The sequence below is a fragment of the Methanobacterium sp. SMA-27 genome (assembly GCF_000744455.1).
GTDB lineage: Archaea > Methanobacteriota > Methanobacteria > Methanobacteriales > Methanobacteriaceae > Methanobacterium_B.
Genome location: NZ_JQLY01000001.1, coordinates 1107888 through 1129298 on the forward strand (window position 1 = coordinate 1107888; position 21411 = coordinate 1129298).

Annotated in this window: 22 protein-coding genes; 11 read left to right on the plus strand and 11 right to left on the minus strand. The window is 32.4% G+C overall.

What is annotated here, in order from left to right; translation table 11 throughout:
• Positions 1-48: 48 nt before the first annotated feature.
• The 6 genes from DL91_RS05615 (at position 49) to cofH (ending at position 6801) form a co-directional block, all read left to right on the plus strand.
• Positions 49-1173 carry a 3-dehydroquinate synthase II gene (locus DL91_RS05615; protein ID WP_048190601.1) on the plus strand — a complete coding sequence of 375 codons (1125 nt, stop codon included), beginning with the start codon at positions 49-51 and terminating at the stop codon, positions 1171-1173.
• A gap of 15 nt (positions 1174-1188) precedes the next feature.
• A complete protein-coding gene (locus tag DL91_RS05620; RefSeq protein WP_048190602.1) occupies positions 1189-2130 on the plus strand; it encodes a hypothetical protein in 942 nt (313 codons plus the stop codon).
• Positions 2131-2134: 4 nt separating this feature from the next.
• Positions 2135-2683 (plus strand): RNA 2',3'-cyclic phosphodiesterase, encoded by a 549-nt coding sequence (gene thpR, locus DL91_RS05625; RefSeq protein ID WP_048190603.1) that lies wholly within the window; start codon positions 2135-2137, stop codon positions 2681-2683.
• Positions 2684-2798: 115 nt separating this feature from the next.
• A complete protein-coding gene (gene cca, locus DL91_RS05630; RefSeq protein WP_081882618.1) occupies positions 2799-4184 on the plus strand; it encodes a CCA tRNA nucleotidyltransferase in 1386 nt (461 codons plus the stop codon).
• A 284-nt stretch (positions 4185-4468) separates the two neighbouring features.
• The gene (locus DL91_RS05635) at positions 4469-5461 is read left to right on the plus strand and encodes a pseudomurein-binding repeat-containing protein (RefSeq protein WP_156096030.1); all 993 of its coding nucleotides are present in this window, start codon (positions 4469-4471) and stop codon (positions 5459-5461) included.
• Positions 5462-5757: 296 nt separating this feature from the next.
• Positions 5758-6801, plus strand: a complete 1044-nt coding sequence (gene cofH / locus DL91_RS05640; RefSeq protein ID WP_081882619.1) for a 5-amino-6-(D-ribitylamino)uracil--L-tyrosine 4-hydroxyphenyl transferase CofH — start codon at positions 5758-5760, stop codon at positions 6799-6801.
• A 5-nt stretch (positions 6802-6806) separates the two neighbouring features.
• On the opposite strand, the gene DL91_RS05645 is transcribed toward cofH, so the two are convergent.
• The 4 genes from DL91_RS05645 to DL91_RS05660 form a co-directional block, all read right to left on the minus strand.
• Entirely contained in the window at positions 6807-7157 is a 351-nt protein-coding gene (locus DL91_RS05645) for a PepSY domain-containing protein (RefSeq protein ID WP_048190606.1), read from the minus strand.
• Positions 7158-7230: 73 nt separating this feature from the next.
• Complete coding sequence (gene priS, locus DL91_RS05650) at positions 7231-8208, minus strand: DNA primase catalytic subunit PriS (protein WP_048190607.1); 978 nt, start codon at positions 8206-8208, stop codon at positions 7231-7233.
• A gap of 83 nt (positions 8209-8291) precedes the next feature.
• On the minus strand, positions 8292-9653 hold the full coding sequence (locus tag DL91_RS05655; RefSeq protein WP_231551409.1) for a DNA primase: 1362 nt from the start codon (positions 9651-9653) through the stop codon (positions 8292-8294).
• A 135-nt stretch (positions 9654-9788) separates the two neighbouring features.
• A complete protein-coding gene (locus DL91_RS05660; RefSeq protein WP_048190609.1) occupies positions 9789-10622 on the minus strand; it encodes a DUF4013 domain-containing protein in 834 nt (277 codons plus the stop codon).
• 221 nt (positions 10623-10843) lie between these two features.
• Between DL91_RS05660 and DL91_RS05665 the strand changes: the two genes are divergently transcribed.
• The 5 genes from DL91_RS05665 to DL91_RS05685 all read left to right on the plus strand — a co-directional run bounded on the left by DL91_RS05665 (position 10844) and on the right by DL91_RS05685 (position 15700).
• Positions 10844-11038: a hypothetical protein gene (locus DL91_RS05665; RefSeq protein WP_048190610.1), complete on the plus strand. Its 195-nt coding sequence runs from the start codon at positions 10844-10846 to the stop codon at positions 11036-11038.
• A gap of 124 nt (positions 11039-11162) precedes the next feature.
• The gene (locus DL91_RS05670) at positions 11163-11345 is read left to right on the plus strand and encodes a hypothetical protein (RefSeq protein WP_048190611.1); all 183 of its coding nucleotides are present in this window, start codon (positions 11163-11165) and stop codon (positions 11343-11345) included.
• 335 nt (positions 11346-11680) lie between these two features.
• Positions 11681-13657, plus strand: coding sequence for a methionine--tRNA ligase (gene metG / locus DL91_RS05675; protein WP_048190612.1), 1977 nt, complete (start codon positions 11681-11683; stop codon positions 13655-13657).
• Entirely contained in the window at positions 13654-15225 is a 1572-nt protein-coding gene (locus DL91_RS05680) for a DUF530 domain-containing protein (protein ID WP_048190613.1), read from the plus strand. Before metG ends, DL91_RS05680 begins: the two co-directional genes overlap by 4 nt.
• A 16-nt stretch (positions 15226-15241) precedes the next feature.
• Complete coding sequence (locus tag DL91_RS05685) at positions 15242-15700, plus strand: helix-turn-helix domain-containing protein (protein WP_048190614.1); 459 nt, start codon at positions 15242-15244, stop codon at positions 15698-15700.
• Positions 15701-15737: 37 nt separating this feature from the next.
• Here DL91_RS05685 and DL91_RS05690 read toward each other — a convergent pair whose 3' ends face one another.
• The 7 genes from DL91_RS05690 to DL91_RS12860 form a co-directional block, all read right to left on the minus strand.
• Complete coding sequence (locus tag DL91_RS05690) at positions 15738-16673, minus strand: tetratricopeptide repeat protein (RefSeq protein WP_048190615.1); 936 nt, start codon at positions 16671-16673, stop codon at positions 15738-15740.
• A gap of 106 nt (positions 16674-16779) precedes the next feature.
• Entirely contained in the window at positions 16780-17508 is a 729-nt protein-coding gene (locus DL91_RS05695) for an RAD55 family ATPase (protein WP_048190616.1), read from the minus strand.
• A gap of 51 nt (positions 17509-17559) precedes the next feature.
• Positions 17560-18261, minus strand: a complete 702-nt coding sequence (locus DL91_RS05700; RefSeq protein WP_048190617.1) for an RAD55 family ATPase — start codon at positions 18259-18261, stop codon at positions 17560-17562.
• Positions 18262-18263: 2 nt separating this feature from the next.
• A complete protein-coding gene (locus DL91_RS05705; RefSeq protein ID WP_048190618.1) occupies positions 18264-19439 on the minus strand; it encodes an ATPase domain-containing protein in 1176 nt (391 codons plus the stop codon).
• Between the two features lie 3 nt (positions 19440-19442).
• A complete protein-coding gene (locus tag DL91_RS05710; RefSeq protein ID WP_048190619.1) occupies positions 19443-19820 on the minus strand; it encodes a roadblock/LC7 domain-containing protein in 378 nt (125 codons plus the stop codon).
• 597 nt (positions 19821-20417) lie between these two features.
• Positions 20418-20870, minus strand: coding sequence for a hypothetical protein (locus DL91_RS05715; protein ID WP_231551410.1), 453 nt, complete (start codon positions 20868-20870; stop codon positions 20418-20420).
• A 93-nt stretch (positions 20871-20963) separates the two neighbouring features.
• Positions 20964-21410: a hypothetical protein gene (locus tag DL91_RS12860; RefSeq protein ID WP_052374237.1), complete on the minus strand. Its 447-nt coding sequence runs from the start codon at positions 21408-21410 to the stop codon at positions 20964-20966.
• Position 21411 lies beyond the last annotated feature (1 nt).

Genomic DNA, 21411 nt, shown 5'->3' on the forward strand with positions numbered 1-21411 from the left:
TTAAATATAATTAAATTCATAATATCGATTATCTGGATGGTACAACCAATGAAATTTGCATGGATTATGGCAGAAGGAAAAAATTGGGATACAAAAAAGCAGTATATTACAACAGCCCTTGAATCGGGAATTAATCATATTGTTGATTTCACAGATACAGAAAAGATAAAAAAACTTGGAAACCTTACACTTGTCTCGGATTTAGATAGTTCAGACATAATCCTTGTTGGAAGAAATGCGGAAGGTGATGGAACCCTAACAATTCCAATGGATCTGACTGAATCAAAGGATTTAGAAACAATATCCAGTTTAAAAAGAAAGGGTAAAACTGTAGCTGCATACGTTGAGATCTCGAGCAAAAAACACGAAGAATTAGCAGTAAAACTTGGAAAAGTTGCAGATTATTTGATCCTCCTTGGAAAAGATTGGACAGTGATACCACTTGAGAATATTATTGCAGATCTACAAGGGGACAATGTAAAGATAATAGCATCTGTTAAAAACTTTGATGAAGCTAAACTCGCACTTGAAACACTGGAATATGGTACAGATGGTGTACTGTTAAACCCAAATGAGATATCTCAGATAAAGAAGGTTGCAGAATTCCTTGAAAAGATAGATTCTGAAAACTATTCACTGGTACCCGCAACTATTACACGTGTTGAACCAGTTGGTTCCGGTGACAGAGTGTGTGTTGACACTTGTTCAATGATGAAGGTTGGAGAAGGTATGCTAATAGGATCCTATTCTAAAGGACTCTTTTTAGTTCACAGTGAATCATTGGAAAGTGAATATGTTGCATCAAGGCCTTTCAGGGTTAACGCAGGCCCAGTTCATGCATATATAATGACCCCGGGCAATAAAACTAGATATCTCTCTGAAATTGAAACAGGAGATGAAATTTTAACTGTTGATAGTGAAGGAAATACTAAAACAACAGTTGTAGGCCGTGTTAAAATCGAGAAACGTCCATTAATGCTTGTAGAAGCTGAATATGAAGGCTTTGCCATTAGAACTCTTCTTCAAAATGCAGAAACAATACGGCTTGTACAGGAAAATGGAAAACCAAAATCTGTTGCTGAATTGAAAATTGGTGACAAAGTTATGGTTTACCTTGATAAAAGTGCAAGACACTTTGGAATGGCAATTGAAGAAACTATTATAGAAAAATAACAGGTGTTAATCTATATGTCAGGATACCAAGTTGAAATAATCAGCCCCCAAGAAAAGGATGACATGTTCAACAAACTCGTGGCAGATGTGAGATACGAGAGAAAGGCCAATATACATGGTGCTTGTGTAAAACTTTTAACAGACAATCCCGACTTTAAAGAAGAATGGGAAGACAACTTCAAATTTATGAACGAAGATATAAGACCTCATGCAAAGGTGTTCTCTGTTGAAGATGGTAGTGATCTAAGAGTAATGTACGAACCAGTATCAAATACATGTATAATAAAGAACTGTGACTACTATGGCTGGATAAAAAGCATTGCACTTGCAGCGATATCTGATTTTTTCGAGGAATACCATTCTATACATAGAAGATATTCTGTTCATGGTTCTGCAGTTGACTATAATGGACATGCCATTGCAATTATAGGACCTCCTGGAACTGGTAAAACAACACTTACATATGGACTTTTACAAAACCCTGACTTCAACTATATTTCAGATGATTGGTTTTTTACAAGACTATTTAAAAATGGAAATGTTATCTATTCCTCAGAAAAGAATTCATATATACGTGATGATATAGCTAACGTCTGGAAATCTTTTTCTACAGAACTTAATAAAGTTAAACTTGATATACAAGGCAGAGGTATTGCCGATGTTAACACATTATTTGAGGGACGTTCAAGGGAGAGTTCAACTTTAAGAACAGTAGTACTTCTTGAAAGAGATAAAAATCATCCTCCCTTTTTAAAGCTTGATATTGATGAAGCCTTGGATTTTATGGTTGGTAAAGATTTCTGCAATCCACACCAGCTGATTAGAAATGATAGAAAGTTCAAGATCAGGAAAAATTTTTTTAGGGAAGTTTTCAGTAAACAGGATGTGTACCTATTAAACACAATTGAAACTCCCAATGAAAGTCTTAACAGAATAAAGGATCTTGCAACAAGGTGATAAAATGAGAGCATTCATGGCAGTTGAAGTAAATACAAAACTTGTGGATACAATAATGGAAGTCCAAAAGGTATTAGCCGAGGCAAATGCACAAATAAAATTTGTTGAACCTGAAAACCTGCATTTCACCTTCAAATTCCTGGGAGATATCACACCACAAAAGGCTGAATCAATATTAAACATGGTAGAAAGCAAGGCAGAAAATTATGAGCCATTCAATATAAAAATTAAAGGTATTGGTGCATTTCCAAACCTGGGATATATAAAGGTATTGTGGTTGGGTGTTGAAGAACCAGACACATTTTCCAAAATGCAAGAGGATTTTGACAAAGAATTTGTTAAAATGGGATTTAATAAAGAGAGAAGTTATATTCCTCACCTTACCATTGGTCGTGTAAAGGGAGTACAAAACAAAGAACTTCTTTCAAACCTTGTAAAGGAACTTGATGATATAGACATTGGAAGTATGAAAGTTGATAGAATAGTACTTAAAGAAAGCGATCTCACACCAGTTGGGCCAATATACACGGATTTAAAGGAGATATTCCTCTAGTTATCTGCCTATATTACACTAATTATATTTAAGAAATATTAATCATAACATATGAATTATATTAATCTAAATTTTTGTTTATGTAACATTATATTTTAATCAAAGGTGACACAGTTTGCAGAATATAAATTATAAAAATATTTTAAGAGAAATAAAACCTTCAAAACAAGAAAATGAGAAGGTAAAAAAACTTTCTAAACGTATTGTAGAAGTGATTAATGAAAGTGCAGCAAGTATGGATGTAAAAGCAGATGCAATGCTTGTTGGTTCTGTTGCCAAAGGTACATGGTTAACTGGTAATGCTGATATAGATATATTAATAAAATTCCCTCTTGACACAGACGAAAAATATCTAAAGAAATATGGACTTAAAATTGGCCATAAATCCATCAAAAAAATGGAAGGTAAATCAGAGGAACGTTACGCATCACATCCATATGTAACAGGTTACATTGAGGGTTATTATGTTGATTTTGTTCCATGTTACAATATTAAGAATTCAGAGGAACTTAAATCAGCAGTTGACAGGACTTTGCTACACACAGAATATATAAAATCCAAATTAACACTTGAACAGCAAGATGAAGTTGTTCTCCTTAAAAAATTCATGGAATCTGTTGGGACTTATGGATCTGAATTTAAAGTAGGTGGTTTTGCCGGATACCTCTGTGAAATGCTAATTTTAAATTATGGAAACTTCACAGAAACACTTAAAAATGCAGCTGAAAACTGGAACCATGGTTTCTCATTTGATCTTGAAGAATATGGAACATCCAACTTATTTAAGGATCCTATGGTTGCAGTTGACCCTGTTGACAAAAATAGAAATGTAGCTGCGGCACTGACACTCCAAAAAATGTCAGAGTTTATAGTTGCATCAGAAAACTTTATTGCAAACCCTTCTGAGGAATACTTTGCAAATAAAGATATCATAAATGATCCATTGAAAATCACTGACAAGTTCAATTTACGAGGGACAAAAACATTTTTAATAAGTTTTAAACCACCTAATATACCTGCAGATGCAATTTATCCACAGATCAAAAAAACTGAAAATAGTATTGTCAGGGTTGCTGAATCTGAAGGATTCTCAGTATTTGGAAGTGAATCCTGGACAGATGAACATGAAGTTGTAATGATATTACTTGAATTTGAGATATGGAACCTTCCAAGAATAAAAAAACATCTTGGTCCCCATATATGGATCAGGGAACATCAGGAAAGATTTTTAGAAAAGCACGGCCAAAATGCATGGTTAGAAGGGGATAGATGGGTTGTTGGTGTTGAAAGGGATTATGTAAATGCTGAAACACTTCTATCAGATCTTATGACAGGAAAAAAATCGGGGTATTTAAAGTTTGGAAAACATCTTAAAAAGAAGATCATGAACGAACATAAAATTATGGATTTAAAGGTATTTTTAGAATCAGATAATATTGAAGGAAATGTTCTAGAATTTTTATATCATTATTTAAACAACGAGGAACTCCTTTTTAGATAAAACTTAAGAAAAAAATAATTTCTTAGTTTATTATATATCAACCGAAAGATATCCAGAAAAAATTACTATTAATAACTCATTTGATTGATGAACCTCTAAATTTTTATCCTTTTAGTAAAATAAATAATAATTCAATACATATGATCCAAAAAAACAGATTACAGTCCTAATAAACTTTTTTTAACCTAATTTAACACTAATTCCAAATAGCAAAACTTATATATAAATTATGATGAATATTATGTGTCAGAGACCGTTGTTTATTTATTCCGGGGGTTAAAACAGTGGGTTATATTAATAAAAGAAAGTTTTTCACGATTTTATCGCTGTTATTATTGGTGCTTGTATTAAGTATGACTTCAATTAGTGCTGCGAGTCTAAATTCATCAAATACATCTGTTAAAGTATATTCAACAAGTGTAGCTATTCACACATCCTCATCAAATACAAAATCTGTAGCAGTAACAGCACCAACCATTAGTTTATCTTTAACTCAGATTAATGAAGGTTTATCAAGAGTGAAAACATTCTATAACTCTTATCACAGACTTCCAAATTATATTACTTTTGGAACATCCAAGTTAACTATGGCACAGTTTCAACAGAATATAACTTCAAAAGGACAACTAGTTGGAGATTTGTCATTGATTCAGATTAATGATGGCCTACCAAGAATTCAGACATTCTATAACGCTAATCATAGACTTCCAAACCATGTTACATATGGAACTACCAATATACCAATATCAAAATTTAAACAAATAATGGCCATAAATGGATCAATAATAAATTTAAATCGTTTATTAGCTTTTAAACCGATATATATCACGAGTGATAATATTAGAAATGTCAAAATAGACAACGAAAGGGTAACAAATATAATTAATGGGTTAAATGCATTAGGATTAAAAGCATATAATATGGGTTTAGGTCCAAATTATCATATCGAAGTTCTTCAATCAAGCCAAGTACCAAAAAATGCACTTATTATAGATATATATGGTGGTGCAGATGCGGGTGTTCTGTATGAAATGGGCACGGCATGGTATAAATCTATAAAAGGAACAAGATATGTTTTCTCAATTTTCTGGCCACCAGCTAAAGTTATTACAGGTTTAGACTTTTTAGAAAGGGCACATGATGATAATTACAGTCCACCATCATTCACTGGTCTAGCTCATCCTGACCAGTATCTACAACAAAATGGTTACAGATACATGTACTCTGATGTCATTAGCACAATTGTAAATTCTATTTTCTACGAAGCAACATATTAGAAAACTGAATTATATATAAAAATCTATAAATTAAGATTTTTTCTTTTTTATATAAAAATATATTTGGTTAAATAATTTAATCTACCCTAATTTCTTTTAAACAATAATAATAGTCCTTAAGATATCAAATCTTACATCAAAATTACAATAACCTTTATTAGATGAATATATTATAGTTTTTATATAATTATCGTTAACAGAATGAGTTTCTTTTAAGAAGAATAATTTTAAATGGAAATAATTTTAAGTAACAACAGAATAATGATAAACACATCTAAATTGTAGGGAGATTTATTATGGATGATATTTACGAAAATTCTCTTGAAGGGAATATAACAAAAAAAGATGCTTTAAAACTGATTGATTCAAATCCATTTGAATTATTCAATATTGCAGACAGGTTAAGACAGGAAATAGTTGGAGATAATGTCACATTTGTATCCAACAAGGCTATAGATATCACAGACCATTGCATGATCAAATGTGAATTCTGTTCATTTAGGGATCATCTTGGATACGAAATGACTATTGAAGAAATATTGGAAAGTGTTGAAGATTCACAAACAATAGGTGCAACAGAAATATGTCTCTTTGGGGGAATAATGCCCCATATGACAGTTGATTATTATACAGAGATAATCAAAGCCATAAAATCTAAATACAATATAAAATTGCATGCACTTTCACCTGTTGAGATATACCAAACAGCAAAAAATTCTGAAATGACCACATTTGAAGCTTTAGAAATTCTCAAAAAGGCAGGTATGGACACCATGACAGGTGCATCCGCAGAGATACTTGTTGATTCAGTGAGAAAGCAAATATGTCCAAATAAAGTATCAACTGCAGAATGGGTGAAAATAATTAAGGAAGCCCATAGTCTGGATATCCCTACAACTTCCACAATTATGTACGGTAGTGTTGAAACATGGGAGGATCGAATTGATCATTTAATGATACTTCGTGATATTCAACGTGAAACAAATGGATTCACAGAACTGGTGCCATTAACCTTTCTAGGGCTCAACAATAACCTTGGTCAAAAATCGATTGGTGCTAGTGGTATGGACGATCTGAAAATACATGCAATTTCCAGGGTAATATTTGGCTGGGACATGCCTAACATCCAAGTTTCATGGGTAAAGCTTGGTATCAGAACTTCCCAGATAGCACTCTGTTGTGGAGCCAACGATCTAGGAGGCACAATGATGGAAGATAAGATTTCAGTTGCAGCAGGTGCATCTCATGGTGAGTATCTGCCACGTGATGGAATGATAAAAATAATAGAAGCTATAGGGCGCCATCCTGTTGAAAGAAACACTGTTTATGAGTATATTTAATTAAATTATATCATTGCTCCTAAAAACTTGCCAGTTCTGGCATCAACCTTTGAAACAACAATGGGCTGACCATAATTTTTAAGTCCCGGGTCATTCTCGTATAATGTAACCAGGTAATATGGATTCTGTCCATTTTGTATTAGAGTAACACCATATCGTACTTCACCAAAGGCAGGTATATTTGAATTGGCTATGGAAATGGCTTCATTAGGGTTTATAATGTTAGAATTAGTGGATAGTTGGTTGGTAGTTATTAATGAGGGATATTTTACAAGTGTGTTATTAGAATTGAATGTGAATCCAATTACGGCAAAGATCGTAATCACAATTATAAGTAATTTGACTGTATTATCCAATAAAAATCACCATTACCAATTTTATAAAAATATTATGGATCAATTTATTATCCATGGAATAAATAGGATTATTCTACTTTCTCTCGTACACAAATTTGGGAACTGCATCATCGAATGGATCAAAGGTTTCTATATTTTTAACCTCGGTACACTTCATACTCACCATTGAATGCAGAGAAGAAGGAAGTCTTAAAATCCTTTTAAGGTCAATGGAAACTTTAGCATCTACCAAGCTCATATTAATAGATGCAATCCCTTTTATAACCTTTCTGTATCGTTGAGGGCCGATTTTATTCTTGAACATACCCCAATTATCGAGCTCAATAAGTTGCCTGTGTTTTAGGACGTCTTTAAGCAATTTTTTATTTACTTCATCTAGTTCAGAATTTTCAGTTAAATGTAGTATTGCATATTTAACACGTTTAGTGAAAACATTAGGATATCCAAAAGGAATCACAAAATGTTCATAGGATACCTTTTCAAAGTCTAAACTATACTCATTTTCAGGTACATCAGCACCAACAAGGTATTTGACAATCTGTGACCTTACATCACTGTTAACACTCATCACATCATTGTCTAAAACCCTGATATGATATCCCCTTCCAGAGTATACAACGTGTATATTTTTTAGACCTAAATCCGCTTTCAGTGTATCTATTATACCTAAAACTATTTCACGAGCTTCGTTTAAACAGATTTCACATACACCTTCGCATTCACAGGTTCTTACAGGTATATCTTTTGCATCCACATCAAAAACAAGCTCAGCTTTTGTCCATCTATCCCTTCTTCTAGGTTTATCATAGAATGCAACAGAACAATATGCAGCAAAAGGAGTTCTGACCTTTAAAAAACGTTTGAGTAAATCAGGAGTTCTGAAAACTTTATACCTATCGTTAGGTCCCCTTCCAACATGATCAAAACCGAACTCTCTTTCCTGTATTGAATGGATTATATATTCTGGGACCTGTTTAATATTCCATTCTTCCCTATAATATCTTTTCCTCTCTTCGGGACTTGCTGGAGTTAAATATTCGATTTTTACCATCTCTTATTTCCTTTTTTATTATTATTAAATTAAAGTTTGAAGAATTAAATCCTTATATATTTATCAACATTATAAATGGTCATTTAATCCTTTTTATCCTCTTCAGCAGCTGATTCAGCTTTTGATTCTTTTTTAACAACCCAAATTTTCCTGTTATAATAGGAAAGGGGGTTTCCAATTTTTTTACAGGTTTCATCGGGTTTGCATAAACTTGGCAGATGTATCTTAACCTTCTCACAACTCATGGGTGTGTACCATGTTGTTTCACCTTCATTTTTAAGTTCAGGGTTTTGGTGCATACCAAATCCAAGTTTTGCATTTAAATTAACCTTATCTTGAGGCTGGTCTTCAAACAGTGGTGGACTACATCTTTCTGCAGCTCCAAATATTAAAGGGAGTATTTCGTTTTGAATAATGGCAAGTGTTGGATCTACATCAGAAATCTGTTTTGTTATGTTTTCACTGAAAACAGCTGGATATAAACGTGCATATGATATGAATGGTGTTAAAAACATGATTATAGCATCATTTCTCCCTCCAGATTTCATACCTTCCATAACCTTTTTAACACAAGGAGGGAATGCTTTGGGGTTCAAAGCAGATGCCTTTACACTCCCACCATAACCGCCACTGCCTTGTCCGAATGTCTGTACAGATGCTAAGAGTACATCAGAAATTTTATCGGCTAATTCCAGAAGTATTGGGTTGGGTTCTATTTCTCTATTGGATCTTTCACCCACCTGCAGAATATAATTCTCTGTATTCTGCATCACCATCTTGATCATTACCAGTTCCTTGATCCTGTCTCCTATGAGTGCTTCATACATTTTTTCAGGTTTTCTGCCCTGAATTTTATGGCTGAATCTTTCAAGAAAATCATCCTTGTCAAGAATTATTTCCCCACTATCAAGAATGAGTTCATGCAACTTAAGTTTCTTTGAACTGATAAGATCTTCAAAAAAGGTCCATTTAATATGTGCAGAACTTAAAAGACTGTTTAATATGTTAGTTACAAGTACATTCCTTTCTATTTTTGAAAGTTTACCCAGACGATTTTCAATGAGTTTTCCCTGTGATTCAACCAGAACTCTACTTTCCCTAGAATTTGGACCATATTTTACTCCTATAGCCTGACATAATAGGAAAAATGCAATTACATCAAATTTATTAATATCTGGATTGAATAGAAAATCGTACTGTTTGTGATCAAAATTTCTATCATTCTTTTTCTTGGCATACCATTCAATTCGTTTTAGTGCAAGATCAAAGTAACTTCGTGGAATAAATGAATCATCAGATATTTCCTGTGATCTGCTTTCGGTAACAATGCTCATTAGATCATCATTTTCAGATAATACACCATCAAACTCTCCAAGCTCACGAACTATCATTTTTCCTTCATCAGAGAGCGGATTTATAAATGCTACAGAAACCATGATAATCATATGCACTTTAAATATAAAATAGGTTATGAGAGCAGTGGATAAATAATAATTTCAGATTCATATTTAAATGCTACTTCAAAGGAAATACAATAAATATTTGCAATATATTTGTAATTTCCAAGAAAGGTTGTCTATTTATTCCATCATGTAAAATAATGCTAATGTCCGTGCATAGAACATATAAAAATATGGAATTAAGGTTAGAGATAGTATAGTTGATATTAATATGAAATTCAGGAAACTACCTATGAATGCTATTATATTCGATACAAACATGAAGATCAAAAATATAATTCCAGTTACAATATACCATTTAATTAAATTAATCCATCCAATGTCTGAGATTTCTTCAATTATTTCGTTTATTCTAAATGCTGATCTTAATTCACCTTCATAGTATGCCATATGTGCAATTGCAACTAAAAAGATTGGAATAATCAAAAGCAAAATACATATAAAAATTATGGACAATTCCTGGAATAAATTTAATGCTATTACTATAATATTTTCTATCCCTGGCAAGGTTTCTGAAACCAAATACACAGCAGGATTTATTCCAGTACTTTCTAAACTCGTATAAGCCATTCCAAGGATAGATAAATCAAATCCTGTAAATAATAGCAGTATAAGAAGTATTATAATTAAAATTGGGACAACTAAATATACAATGGAAACTAAAAATATTTTAATTCCATCAATTAACATGTTAATCCATGCATTGAATCCAGGCAGTTTATTTTCTTCATTTAAAGATGTTTTTATGATTTTAAACATATACCCATTTACAAAAAGTCCAGTTATGAATCCAACACAAATTAATGGAAATATCACATAATTGTTTGTATAACCTAGTGAAATTGCATTTCCAATTATGCTACTTACCACTACTAATATTCCTAATATTAAAATATTCTTCCAGTCTGTGAAAGGATATTTTAATGAGTCTTTTATTATTCCAAATATATCCATAATTTGCCTCTTTTTTCATTAAATATTTTATAATTTAGTATATAGGAGTATTTAATATAAAATAGTGTTTTGATTTTTTTAGAAACATCACATTCCTATAATATTTTGTCAATTAATTATTTAATCAAAGTTAAGACATATATCAACCCAATTCATAGACTAAAGATGTTCATATTAAAAAGTGATAAAATTATTATATTCAATAAGAAGGGAATCAATATATGAATCAATTTGAACTATTCATTATTCTGGATAAAGCTAAAACTGTACCCCTAGAGAAAGCTGAAATACAAGAATTAAGTCAAACATCTGAAATACAGGAAATAATGAATCAACTAGGTCTAGTACCAGGACCTGTTGATATTGGTGAGACTGTAAAATCAATAATTGAAGATCTTAAGAAACATTATGAATAGGGAGTAATGTTGAAACGATAATAAAATCAATATAATTATCGGAAATTAACTTGAATAAAATAATAACCAAAAGTTAAAAAAATAACTATTAGTCAATATTCTAATCAGAGATGGAGAAAATAGAATGGCCATTTATTATGGAACTAGTATAGTAACTATAATTGAAAATTTAGAAGGCGACGATGTAAAGGTTCAACATGAAAATGTAATTGAAGAAGTCCCTATTATTGAACTGGAAGCTGACGGTGGAATTGAAGAGATACGAGATGCGATTAAAAGTTTACAATGGAAAAAAATCGATGAATAATTGATGAAATAATTATTAAAAAAAATAATTTGAAAAAGAATTACTCATAACTATTAGTAGTCCAGATTGTTCTTATTATTAAATTAATTCCATACTTTGCATAGAATTATTTAAAAAGGTTATAAATATTTTTTATGAGTAGAAAAATATCCATGTTCACAAACTCAAATATTTTATATAGGGAATATTATAAACCATTTATTGTATATATCACATCTATTATAGAGTCTAATTCATAGAGTTGATTTTTAATTTAAATTTTAACTTTAAAGTTAGATAACCATATATATCCAACTTTTAATTCATATAAGTCTTTAAAATAAGGAGGAATAAGATTGAGTAAGGTATTTATCACATCTGCACTTCCATATGCAAATGGTCCATGTCACTTAGGGCATCTGAGATCAACTTACATACCTGCAGATATATATGCAAGGTACAATAGGATGAAAGGAAGGGACGTACTCTTCGTATGTGCAACAGATGAGCATGGAACACCCATAGCAGTCAGAGCAGAGCAAGAAGGAAAGCAGCCTATAGAAGTTGCAGGTAGATACTATGAGATGATAAAAAAGGATCTTGATGCTTGTAGTATATCACTGGATAACTTCTCAAGAACTACAGATCCAAAACATTATGAAATATCACAGAACTTCTTTTTAAAACTCTATGAAAAGGGTTATATCTACGAAAAAATTATTAAACAACCTTACTGTAAAGAATGTGCGAGATTCCTCCCTGACAGATATGTGGAAGGTAAATGTCCAAATTGTGGTGGTGAAGCAAGGGGAGATCATTGCGAAACATGTGGAAGACATCTGGAACCAACACAGGTAATTGAACCAACATGTCTCATCTGTAAATCAACACCAGAGATCCGTGAATCCAAACAATATTTCTTTGAACTAAGTAAATTCCAGGATGAACTCAATGAATGGATCCAATCTAATGACCAGCTTCCACCAAACGTTAAAAATTATGCTCTTCAATGGTTGAAAGAAGGGCTAAAGGACTGGATACTCACAAGAGATATGGAATGGGGAATACCTGTGCCTCTTGAAGATGCTGAGGGTAAAATTATATATGTATGGGGAGAAGCATTCCTTGGATATATATCATCGGCTGCTCAATGGTCGGAAAAAACAGGTAAACCATGGGAAGATTACTGGAATGACAAAGCCGTCCATTTCATTGGTAAGGATATAATTTACCATCATAGTATATTCTGGCCGGCACTTTTAATGGCCTACGGATGTAAACTTCCATATACCATAATTGCAGGGGAATATCTGTCCCTTGAAGGTATGAAGATGTCAACAAGTAAAAACTGGGTAATATGGGCATCCGATTTTCTTAAGACATTCGATTCAGATACACTCAGATATTATTTAATTGCCAATGCACCGCTAACACGTGATACAGACTTCTCATGGGAAGACTTCCAGAGAAGGGTTAATGATGAACTGGCAGATGTGCTTGGAAACTTCCTTCACAGAACATTCACGTTTACTACACGCTTTTTTGATGGAAAAATACCAGAACCATCAGATTTTGATGAATATGATAAAGAATTTGAATCCAAGATAAAGGCCCTTCCAGAAATTGTTGGGAATTACATTGAAAAATTCAAATTCAGGGAAGGTTTAATAGAAATTACTAAACTTGCCAAATATGGAAACAAATATTTCAACGATAAAGAACCTTGGAAAACTGTCAAAACAGATAAAAAAACAGCTGGAAACTGTTTATATCTTTCAAATCAGCTTGCAAAGACCATGGCAGTTACACTTGTTCCTTACATGCCCGTTAAGACACTTGAAATATTCAAAACATTAAATATGAACAGTGATATTAACTGGGATAATGCCGCAGATCTTATCCCCTCCGGTCATGAAATAGGTGAAGCTAATCCCATCTTCTTAAAGGTCGAAGATGATGTTATTAAAAATGAAAAACAAGAACTTTACAAAAATTTAAAGGATGTTGAAACTATGAAGGATGAAATTTCTATTGATGATTTTGCAGCTATGGATCTAAGGGTTGGAAAGGTTATAGGTGCAGAAAATGTAAAAAAGTCAGATAATCTCTTAAAACTAATGGTAGATATTGGTCAAAAGCAGATACAAGTTGTTGCAGGAGTTGCCAAGAAATACTCACCAGAAGAAGTTTTGAACAGAACTGTTATTGTACTGGTCAATCTACCGCCTGCAAAACTTTTTGGAATAAAATCTGAAGGTATGCTACTTGCAACCGACAACAACATGAGTCTTTTAACTGTTGAAGATGCTGACATCGGTGAAAAAATAAAATGAATGAATCAGTTTTAATTGCCAATGCCGAAAGATTCCTTGACGGAATAAGACACAACTGGGTTAAAGCCGAAGAAATCAATGATTTTAAAAGTTTCATTGAGATATACCAATATCTTAAAAACAATCTTGAAGATCTCTTGGAATTAAGAGACACAATGGAGATTAAAGGATATAAAACACCTTACAGATCTCTTATGAAGTACGGGCGCACACCCAAGTCAGAGATGAAGGTAGAAGATATCTATGATGTAAACAAACACACCCAGTACTTTAGAATGAATGCAGCAGCTAAAAAAAATATTTTAGACAGGGTAAAATCTGCAATTGCCTCCCATAAAATAGCCATAGGTCACCTGGAAGAATATGCAAACTTGAGTTGTAATGCATGCAGTGGTAAATTCACAGGGCATGATCTCGCAAATTTCTTAGATGGAAACTGCAGCTGTGGTTCAAGTGAAATTCAGCTTGAAATAAATCACCAGGGAGTTCACAGACTGGAAATAATTAAATATCTCCCATTATCTGGAGAATACATGGTTAAAATGTCTGAATTATCCCCAATGGGAAGAGAAGCATTTAGAAAGATAGTGAGAATTCTAAAACATGAAAAGCGGGGAATTGTAAAAACACTATCATTGGTTGTCAAGGTTTTTGAAGATGGCAGATGGGTTAGAAAAAGAGTTAACATCGATGCCAAGGATCAAATGAATTATGAACGCGAAATACGTCGAGAATATGGTTCAAATGCCCGTATAGAATTTATGCAGTTTCATCGGAAAAAACCATCCATAATAAATGATAAACATGTGCAAACTGCACTATCAATTGGATATGTCAAACTAGCAGAAAAAAGAGCAAGAGATGTTTTCAAACTTATTCTTGATAATAACATTAAAAATAAGGATAAACTTCAAACATATGATGAAATACATGTAAATGCTAAAAAAATGGCAACTAAAATGGTAGAAGACATTGGGGATTTGGAACATATAAAAAATGAATTGGTACAGGAAAACCTTATAAAAAAAGGACTTGTGAATAAGAGGGGAACCTACGATAAAGAACTTGAACATGACCTAAAATCACGGAAAAACCTCGAAAAAAACCTTTTTGTTGAAGTACCACGTGTTATGATTTTATGGGACATATTGAAATGTTATCTTTCAACAAGCTATGATCGAAGGAGTAAATATTCTGGACCATTCCCTAATTTGCGCCCAAACCTTGACAGCAACCAGATCAGGGCATTTGAAGATTTTGACGAAGATGTTGTAGATATACTAAAAAAATTCATGCACGAAAACATAGAATTTATGCCGAACATTAAAAATTTACTCTCAAAGAAATTTGAAATGGAAAATAAAATGAAAGGACTACATGTTAAGACTAATTCTAATGCTGCAGGTGCTGTTCTTCTAAATACAACAGGTAAACTTCCAATTGAAGTTGCTGCTCATGTTTTCTGTGTTGATCCAGAAGTTGTTAGGGTAGAAAGGAATAAATTTGAGACCTTTGGAAAACCCCAGACTAAGAAAGCAAAGCAATTCCTTGAAATGATAAAGGGATAAAAGGGGTTGAATTTTTTTGGCCGAAGAAATACACATTAATGAACAACTATCTTCACGTAAGATCATGGAAGTCTTGGAAAGTAACCCTGATCTTGTAAAGATAACATGTCCTGTTAGTATTTACAACAGGATATCAAAGAAGTACATGAAAGCACTAAATGAACTTGGTGTTAAAGTTGAACCTGTTCATAGAAGGGGTAGACCCAAGAAATATGATTCCAACGATGCAACCAGAATCCAAAACATGCTGGATAATGGTGAAAGTCCCAAAGATATAGCAAAAAAGCTGAACCTCCCTGTTAAAACAGTATATTATCTTAAAAATTCTAGCCTAAAAAGAGGTAGAAAAATTAAATATACTCCAGAAAAGGCTAAAGAAGTAAAAAGATTATATGGTAAAGGAATTCCTGCCAAAAAAATATCAGAAAATCTTAAAATACCATTAAGAACTGTTTATTTATTAATTAAACGTTAATTTTTATTTTGAATTAAAATAATTCACATCCCTATTTTTAATCTTCGTATATAGCATTCATCAACCTAATGGCAATATCTTCCCCGAGAAGATCTTTGGAATCTCTAAATAATTTAATGGACTTTCTAAAGTTAGAATTCACCATATCCATATCGCCATTCATGTAGTAGGCAGTTCCAATTAAAAGCCTTGATGCTGCCTCTCCTGTTTCATCATCAATATCTTGGAAATATTCTAGTGATTTCTTAAAATAGTTAAGTGCAGCATTGGTTTTAGATTCTTTAAGTGAAACATTACCCATTATAAGCAGTAAAGTTGCCTTTCCACTGGTATCACCTATCTCACTGGACATTTCATATGCATTTTTAAGTTCTTTCATTGGATCTTCAGATTTTAAATATGAGCTATAGGAGTCTGCACCTTTCAACATTCCAATAACTTCTTTCACATTATCACTGATTTTATTGTAGTCTGATGAGGACATCTCATCACCCGGGACAGGTGAAGGTGTTTCAATACTAGGCTCTTGAATATTATATCTTGTTTCATTTATCCCTGCCGTTTTCAAGACTTCTAAATTTTTGATCTTATCTTTTACTTCTTCCTTACTATCCGAATTTATTTCAGAGTATAGTTGATATGCATCCCTGTAATTTTCCAAAGCTTTAGGAATTTTTTTATTGTATCGATTAATATCTCCCATAATATCTAGAACAAGGGCTTGTTTTCCAACATCTTCCAATTCATCATACATTTCAAGTGCTTTTTTAAGATGCTTCGTTGATTCCTTAATATTTTCATCTTCGAAGTAGATAGTTGCAATATTTATCAATATTTCGGCTTCAGCATCTTTGTATTCATTTAAAATTTCAATGTAATCCTCAATAGTATATTTAGGTTCTGTTTTTTCCTCTTTGGAATTTCCACCAGAAAACCTATCAAAAACACCTGTTATGAGAAGCATTTGTTTCATATTTTTTTCTCCAAGTATTTGTATCAAATTTTTTATATACAAACAATTTTAAATATTTATTGAGATTATTTACCGAATGTTATGCTGTTGTTTTTCATTTAATTCTTTAAGATGGGTTTTTTTTGTTAATTACTATGCCTTTGTCTGTGATTGTATAGGTTGATTCAAATTTATCGATTAAATTTTCTTCATTATGGGATTCAATTGAAATAGAATCTCCATCTAATCTTATTGTATTATCAAAAAGTGATAAAAGTTCTTTTTCAGTTTCTGGATCTGCTGCACTTTCTGTATAGACTATGAGTCCTGTTCCTCCGGCTTCACTGATACGTCTAAGGTAGGCCTTTAAAACCCTTATAACCATCTGATCAGGGTTGAATGCAAGCATTGTGTTAAGAGAGTCAAGTATAGATCTGAAGTTTTCAGATTTTTTGTAAACAAATCTTGATCCTATACCAACTTTAACCATAATATCTGCGGGGTTACCAACAGATGAAGATTTTATATTGTTGGTATTTTCAAACTTTACACCTGATAGCTGTGAAATACCATCAATAACATATAAAGTCTGATTTTGGATATAATTCTGGATATACCACTCAAAATCCATCATGTTTGATTTCATATGTTTTAACCCCTGATCTAATGTCAAATAAATACAAGCTTCTCCATTTAATAGCCCATGATACGCGAATTGGTTGCAAAATATTGATTTACCAGTTTTAGGAGGACCATATACTAAAGTTGTTGATCTCTCAGGAATTCCCCCAATACTACTTTTTGATACTGTTAGTTTATCAAATCCGGGAATACCTGATTCAATGGTTGGAATCATAAAACTCACTTTCCAATAATTTTAGATGGAATCTCAATAATACTAATAATTTCATAACACAATTCCTTTTTCAGTTATTTTGTAGGGTGAACTTCTCTTTCCAACTCCTTTCATAGCCTCAACAGTTAACTCATCGGCATCCAATCTTATTATATTGTCTACAATGGATTTGAGCATAGTTTCAACTATCCTGTCCGCTGAATCTTCGGTGTATGTGATTATGGAAGTTCCACCTGCTCCGTAGATCCTCATTAAATATGCTTTTAATACACGTATTATTAGTTTATTATCGTTATATGCTAGGAGTGTTGTTGAAGAATCTAGTACAGACCTGAATCTTGGATTATTTTTATAGACAAAATGTATACCAGAACCAACCTTGACCATGATATCGGTTGGATTGTTGATGTAAGAAGGTATAATTGATTTAGATCTTATTGGATTTTCATTTGAAATATCAGATATAGTATCGATAATGTAAAGGCTTTCATCATCAAGATATTTTTCAACAGGCAACTGGAAATCATTCATATTGATTTCTAATTGTTTAGCACCTTGATCTGTTGTAATATAAAGACAAGGTTCTCCATTTAAAAGTCCCTTGTATGTGAATTGATTGCTGAAAATTGTTTTCCCAGTCTTTGCAGGACCATAAATTAAAGTAGCGGTATTTTCCGGGATTCCTCCAATTCCATTGTCAGATTTGGTTAGCTCATCAAATCCAGGAATTCCAGATTCTATAAAGGGGATCATTTTTATTCACCATACAATATTTTTAAGAGTGTATCAAGCGCTTCTTCAACACCTGTGTTTTCAGTTACGACTGTGGGAATTATAGGAATGCTATTATCAAGTTTCATTCTTTCTCTAATTTGTTCAGGGTTTAGAGCACCGGGTAAATCTTGTTTATTTGCTACAATAATTTTAGGAATGGCTTCTGCTTGGGTTTTATTGATCATTTCCTTTGCCCTTGCAAATGTTTGAGGTGCACTGGAATCTATTAATATAAATGCTCCAACAGATTCTTTGGCTAGAATATCAAGCATAAGGTCAAAACGTTCCTGTCCTGGAGTTCCAAATATATCTGCTATGAATCCCTTGTGATCAACGTGTCCAATATCCATAGCAATTGTAGTTGGAAACTTTTCTAAAGCCATTTTATCAACAGAAACAGATTCTATTGATATAGATTTTACAAAACTTGATTTTCCAGAGTTGTATGGTCCGGTCACAAGTATCTTGGGAATATATATTTTCACACCACCGGGTTGTAGTACAAAAAAGAGTACCATGTTCTTCTGGGGTTCAGTCCAAGATGCACTAGTAACCATAAAGCCCTGGCCAATAATTACACGTTCTTCGATACTTGTTAAACTCACTGTACAGTCAACTGAACTGGTTAATGTATTGATCAATTCGGGTGAGTAATCCCATTTGGTAAAAATATACACTAAAATAACTTTTTTTTCCTTGGCACGTTTGTTCCACCTGCCTATTATATCAATGATTTTATCTTCATCTATATAATCAATTAACGTTGATAAATTATTTATAACTCCAACACCGTTGGGTATATCACCAATTGCTTTGAGTACCATTTCTTCTATCTGGGAAAATTCATCTATGGAATATTTGCCCATGGAAGGGACTCCCATGAGTTTTGAGCATCCATCAACAAAGAAAACTCTTTTTTCATCTAGGAATTTTTCAAGGTTCCATCCATACTTGCTGAATTCATATACTATATTCGATGGTTCAGTAACATTTGTACAAATAAAACCATTATATCCATCTTCAACTATCCCGTTTAAAATCTGGTAGCCAAATGCTTCACATTCAACCCCGGGTACTGCACAGAAAATAATAGATGATCCAACAGGGATTCCTCCACCAATAAATGAATCCAGTTTAGGGATGTGTGTTTTTTTCATGATTCACATCTCCTTAAGAATTTCATCAACTTGTGCAGCCCTGTTTTCCATTTCAAAAAATATCAGTCCAATCTGGGCCTCAGGATCTGTTAGAACTGTAAGGATAGCTTTAATACCTGCAGGGAGAAGAACAATAGTTCCCTTTTCAGTTTTAACTGATATTTGAGATACTGCCCCAGTTATCATTTGTCCTGATGCTGCTTCGGCAGCTCCCATTATTGTGGAGCAAAGTGCAGAAAATATTCTGGCATCAACGTCTGGTGGTGTTATTGAATTTATTAAAAGACCTTCCTTAGAAACAATTCCACAGGCCTTTATCTGCCCCACCTTTATTAAACCTGCAAGCACATCATCCAGTTTTTCTTTTTTAGTTTTGCTCATTTAATCCCCTATCAACTTATTAAAAAATTCCTTTAATTTTTTAAATACAACCATCCCAACAGCCCTTCTTTTTTAATTAAATTATAAAATTATCAATGAATGAGTCAAGATTTACCCGTATTAATGAAGAACTGTATTTTCTTAACATTTTAAGGATGGAATTGTATGTTATATGAGAATTATGGATAATGTTTGTAAATCTGGTGAAATAATGGATTGTATTTAGTAACTTTATTCAATATTTATCTTTTGTAAATGAAATAATTAAATGTTGTTATTTGCTCAAAAACCTAATAAAACATAATTAGCACACCAATCTTTAAAAAATAAAATACACTAATATAAAATATTATATGTAGAAAGGAGAAACTATTAAAATCAATTTTGTTATTTTATATCCCTCCCATTATTAATTGATATATTGGGGTGTCTTACATTTTTCGATTGGTTATTTATTTTAATTCGTTTACTGTTCCACATACTATAATGTCTGGAATTATGAATGACTGAGATACTTTGTATTAGTTTTTATAATTGGATTGATAATGGGTAACCTGAAAAGAATGTTAAACAATTTTTAAATATTATACATAGAATTTAAACCCAATTCACTTCTGCCGTGGTAATAAAGTATTTGTCTGAAAATGCAGGATTGTAATATAAATTGGTTAAATTTTCTGTTTTAAATGCTTCGCATATATCTTTACGCACATAATAATTTATTCTATCGCCTGCACAGTCTCTGTCACCAGGGTTTCTTAATGATGGGGCCGAAGCATATACATTAATTTTTATTTTATTTCTTTTGTATTTTGTATCAAATCCTTGTTTTTTGTAGTCTATTTTAACAATAACAATTTTTGTTCCACTTTTAAGTCGTGGATGTTCCTTCATATAAAATTCATATTTATCCTCGGGGTAAACTGCAAAGCTGTCCATTAAAGCACCTTCAAGAGCCCCATTTCGAGCAACTGTCATACACGTGTTTAATTCATTAATTTCGTATACATATGGGAAAAAAGATAATAAAACTATAATACTGACTGCCATTATTAGAATGTATTCAACAGATAACTGACCATTTTGTTCTTTTAATAAATGATTAAACCATTTATATATCATAATAAAATATGTGAATTTTTTTTAGATTTGTTTTATTATTATACAGTCGTAGTTAAACTCATTTTTAATATTTGAGATATTATAGGTTTTATTAGCTTCCATAAATACATTATAATCATAACGGGGGTTGTTGGATATCTTCACAGGGCTTATGAAAGCACTTCCCATTTTTCCGTTGAACCTTATAAAAACCCCCGATGAATTCACGTGCACTATGTATGGTTTATTAGCTATTGTTGGAGGCATTTTGTAGGTTATTGAGCATCCATTACCACCTGAGTACACCATTTCTATTCTCTCTGCAATATTTTCTGAAAGTACTTTAGCTTCTGCTATTTCTTGGACTCGATTGGCAGTGTCTACCCTTTCTTCTATTATGGCTATTATTCCAGGAATTGTAAATAATATTATCATAAATGCAACTATAAAATCAATACTTGCCCATCCATGTTCATTGTCAAGCATCATC

Coding starts and splice junctions, on each gene's coding strand:
- DL91_RS05615 (WP_048190601.1), top strand. CDS start 49: ATGAAATTTGCATGGATTATGGCAGAAGGAAAAAATTGGGATACAAAA.
- DL91_RS05620 (WP_048190602.1), top strand. CDS start 1,189: ATGTCAGGATACCAAGTTGAAATAATCAGCCCCCAAGAAAAGGATGAC.
- thpR (WP_048190603.1), top strand. CDS start 2,135: ATGAGAGCATTCATGGCAGTTGAAGTAAATACAAAACTTGTGGATACA.
- cofH (WP_081882619.1), top strand. CDS start 5,758: ATGGATGATATTTACGAAAATTCTCTTGAAGGGAATATAACAAAAAAA.
- priS (WP_048190607.1), bottom strand. CDS start 8,208: ATGGTAAAAATCGAATATTTAACTCCAGCAAGTCCCGAAGAGAGGAAA.
- DL91_RS05655 (WP_231551409.1), bottom strand. CDS start 9,653: ATGATTATCATGGTTTCTGTAGCATTTATAAATCCGCTCTCTGATGAA.
- DL91_RS05660 (WP_048190609.1), bottom strand. CDS start 10,622: ATGGATATATTTGGAATAATAAAAGACTCATTAAAATATCCTTTCACA.
- DL91_RS05665 (WP_048190610.1), top strand. CDS start 10,844: ATGAATCAATTTGAACTATTCATTATTCTGGATAAAGCTAAAACTGTA.
- DL91_RS05670 (WP_048190611.1), top strand. CDS start 11,163: ATGGCCATTTATTATGGAACTAGTATAGTAACTATAATTGAAAATTTA.
- DL91_RS05680 (WP_048190613.1), top strand. CDS start 13,654: ATGAATGAATCAGTTTTAATTGCCAATGCCGAAAGATTCCTTGACGGA.
- DL91_RS05690 (WP_048190615.1), bottom strand. CDS start 16,673: ATGAAACAAATGCTTCTCATAACAGGTGTTTTTGATAGGTTTTCTGGT.
- DL91_RS05695 (WP_048190616.1), bottom strand. CDS start 17,508: ATGATTCCAACCATTGAATCAGGTATTCCCGGATTTGATAAACTAACA.
- DL91_RS05700 (WP_048190617.1), bottom strand. CDS start 18,261: ATGATCCCCTTTATAGAATCTGGAATTCCTGGATTTGATGAGCTAACC.
- DL91_RS05705 (WP_048190618.1), bottom strand. CDS start 19,439: ATGAAAAAAACACACATCCCTAAACTGGATTCATTTATTGGTGGAGGA.
- DL91_RS05710 (WP_048190619.1), bottom strand. CDS start 19,820: ATGAGCAAAACTAAAAAAGAAAAACTGGATGATGTGCTTGCAGGTTTA.
- DL91_RS05715 (WP_231551410.1), bottom strand. CDS start 20,870: ATGGCAGTCAGTATTATAGTTTTATTATCTTTTTTCCCATATGTATAC.
- DL91_RS12860 (WP_052374237.1), bottom strand. CDS start 21,410: ATGATGCTTGACAATGAACATGGATGGGCAAGTATTGATTTTATAGTT.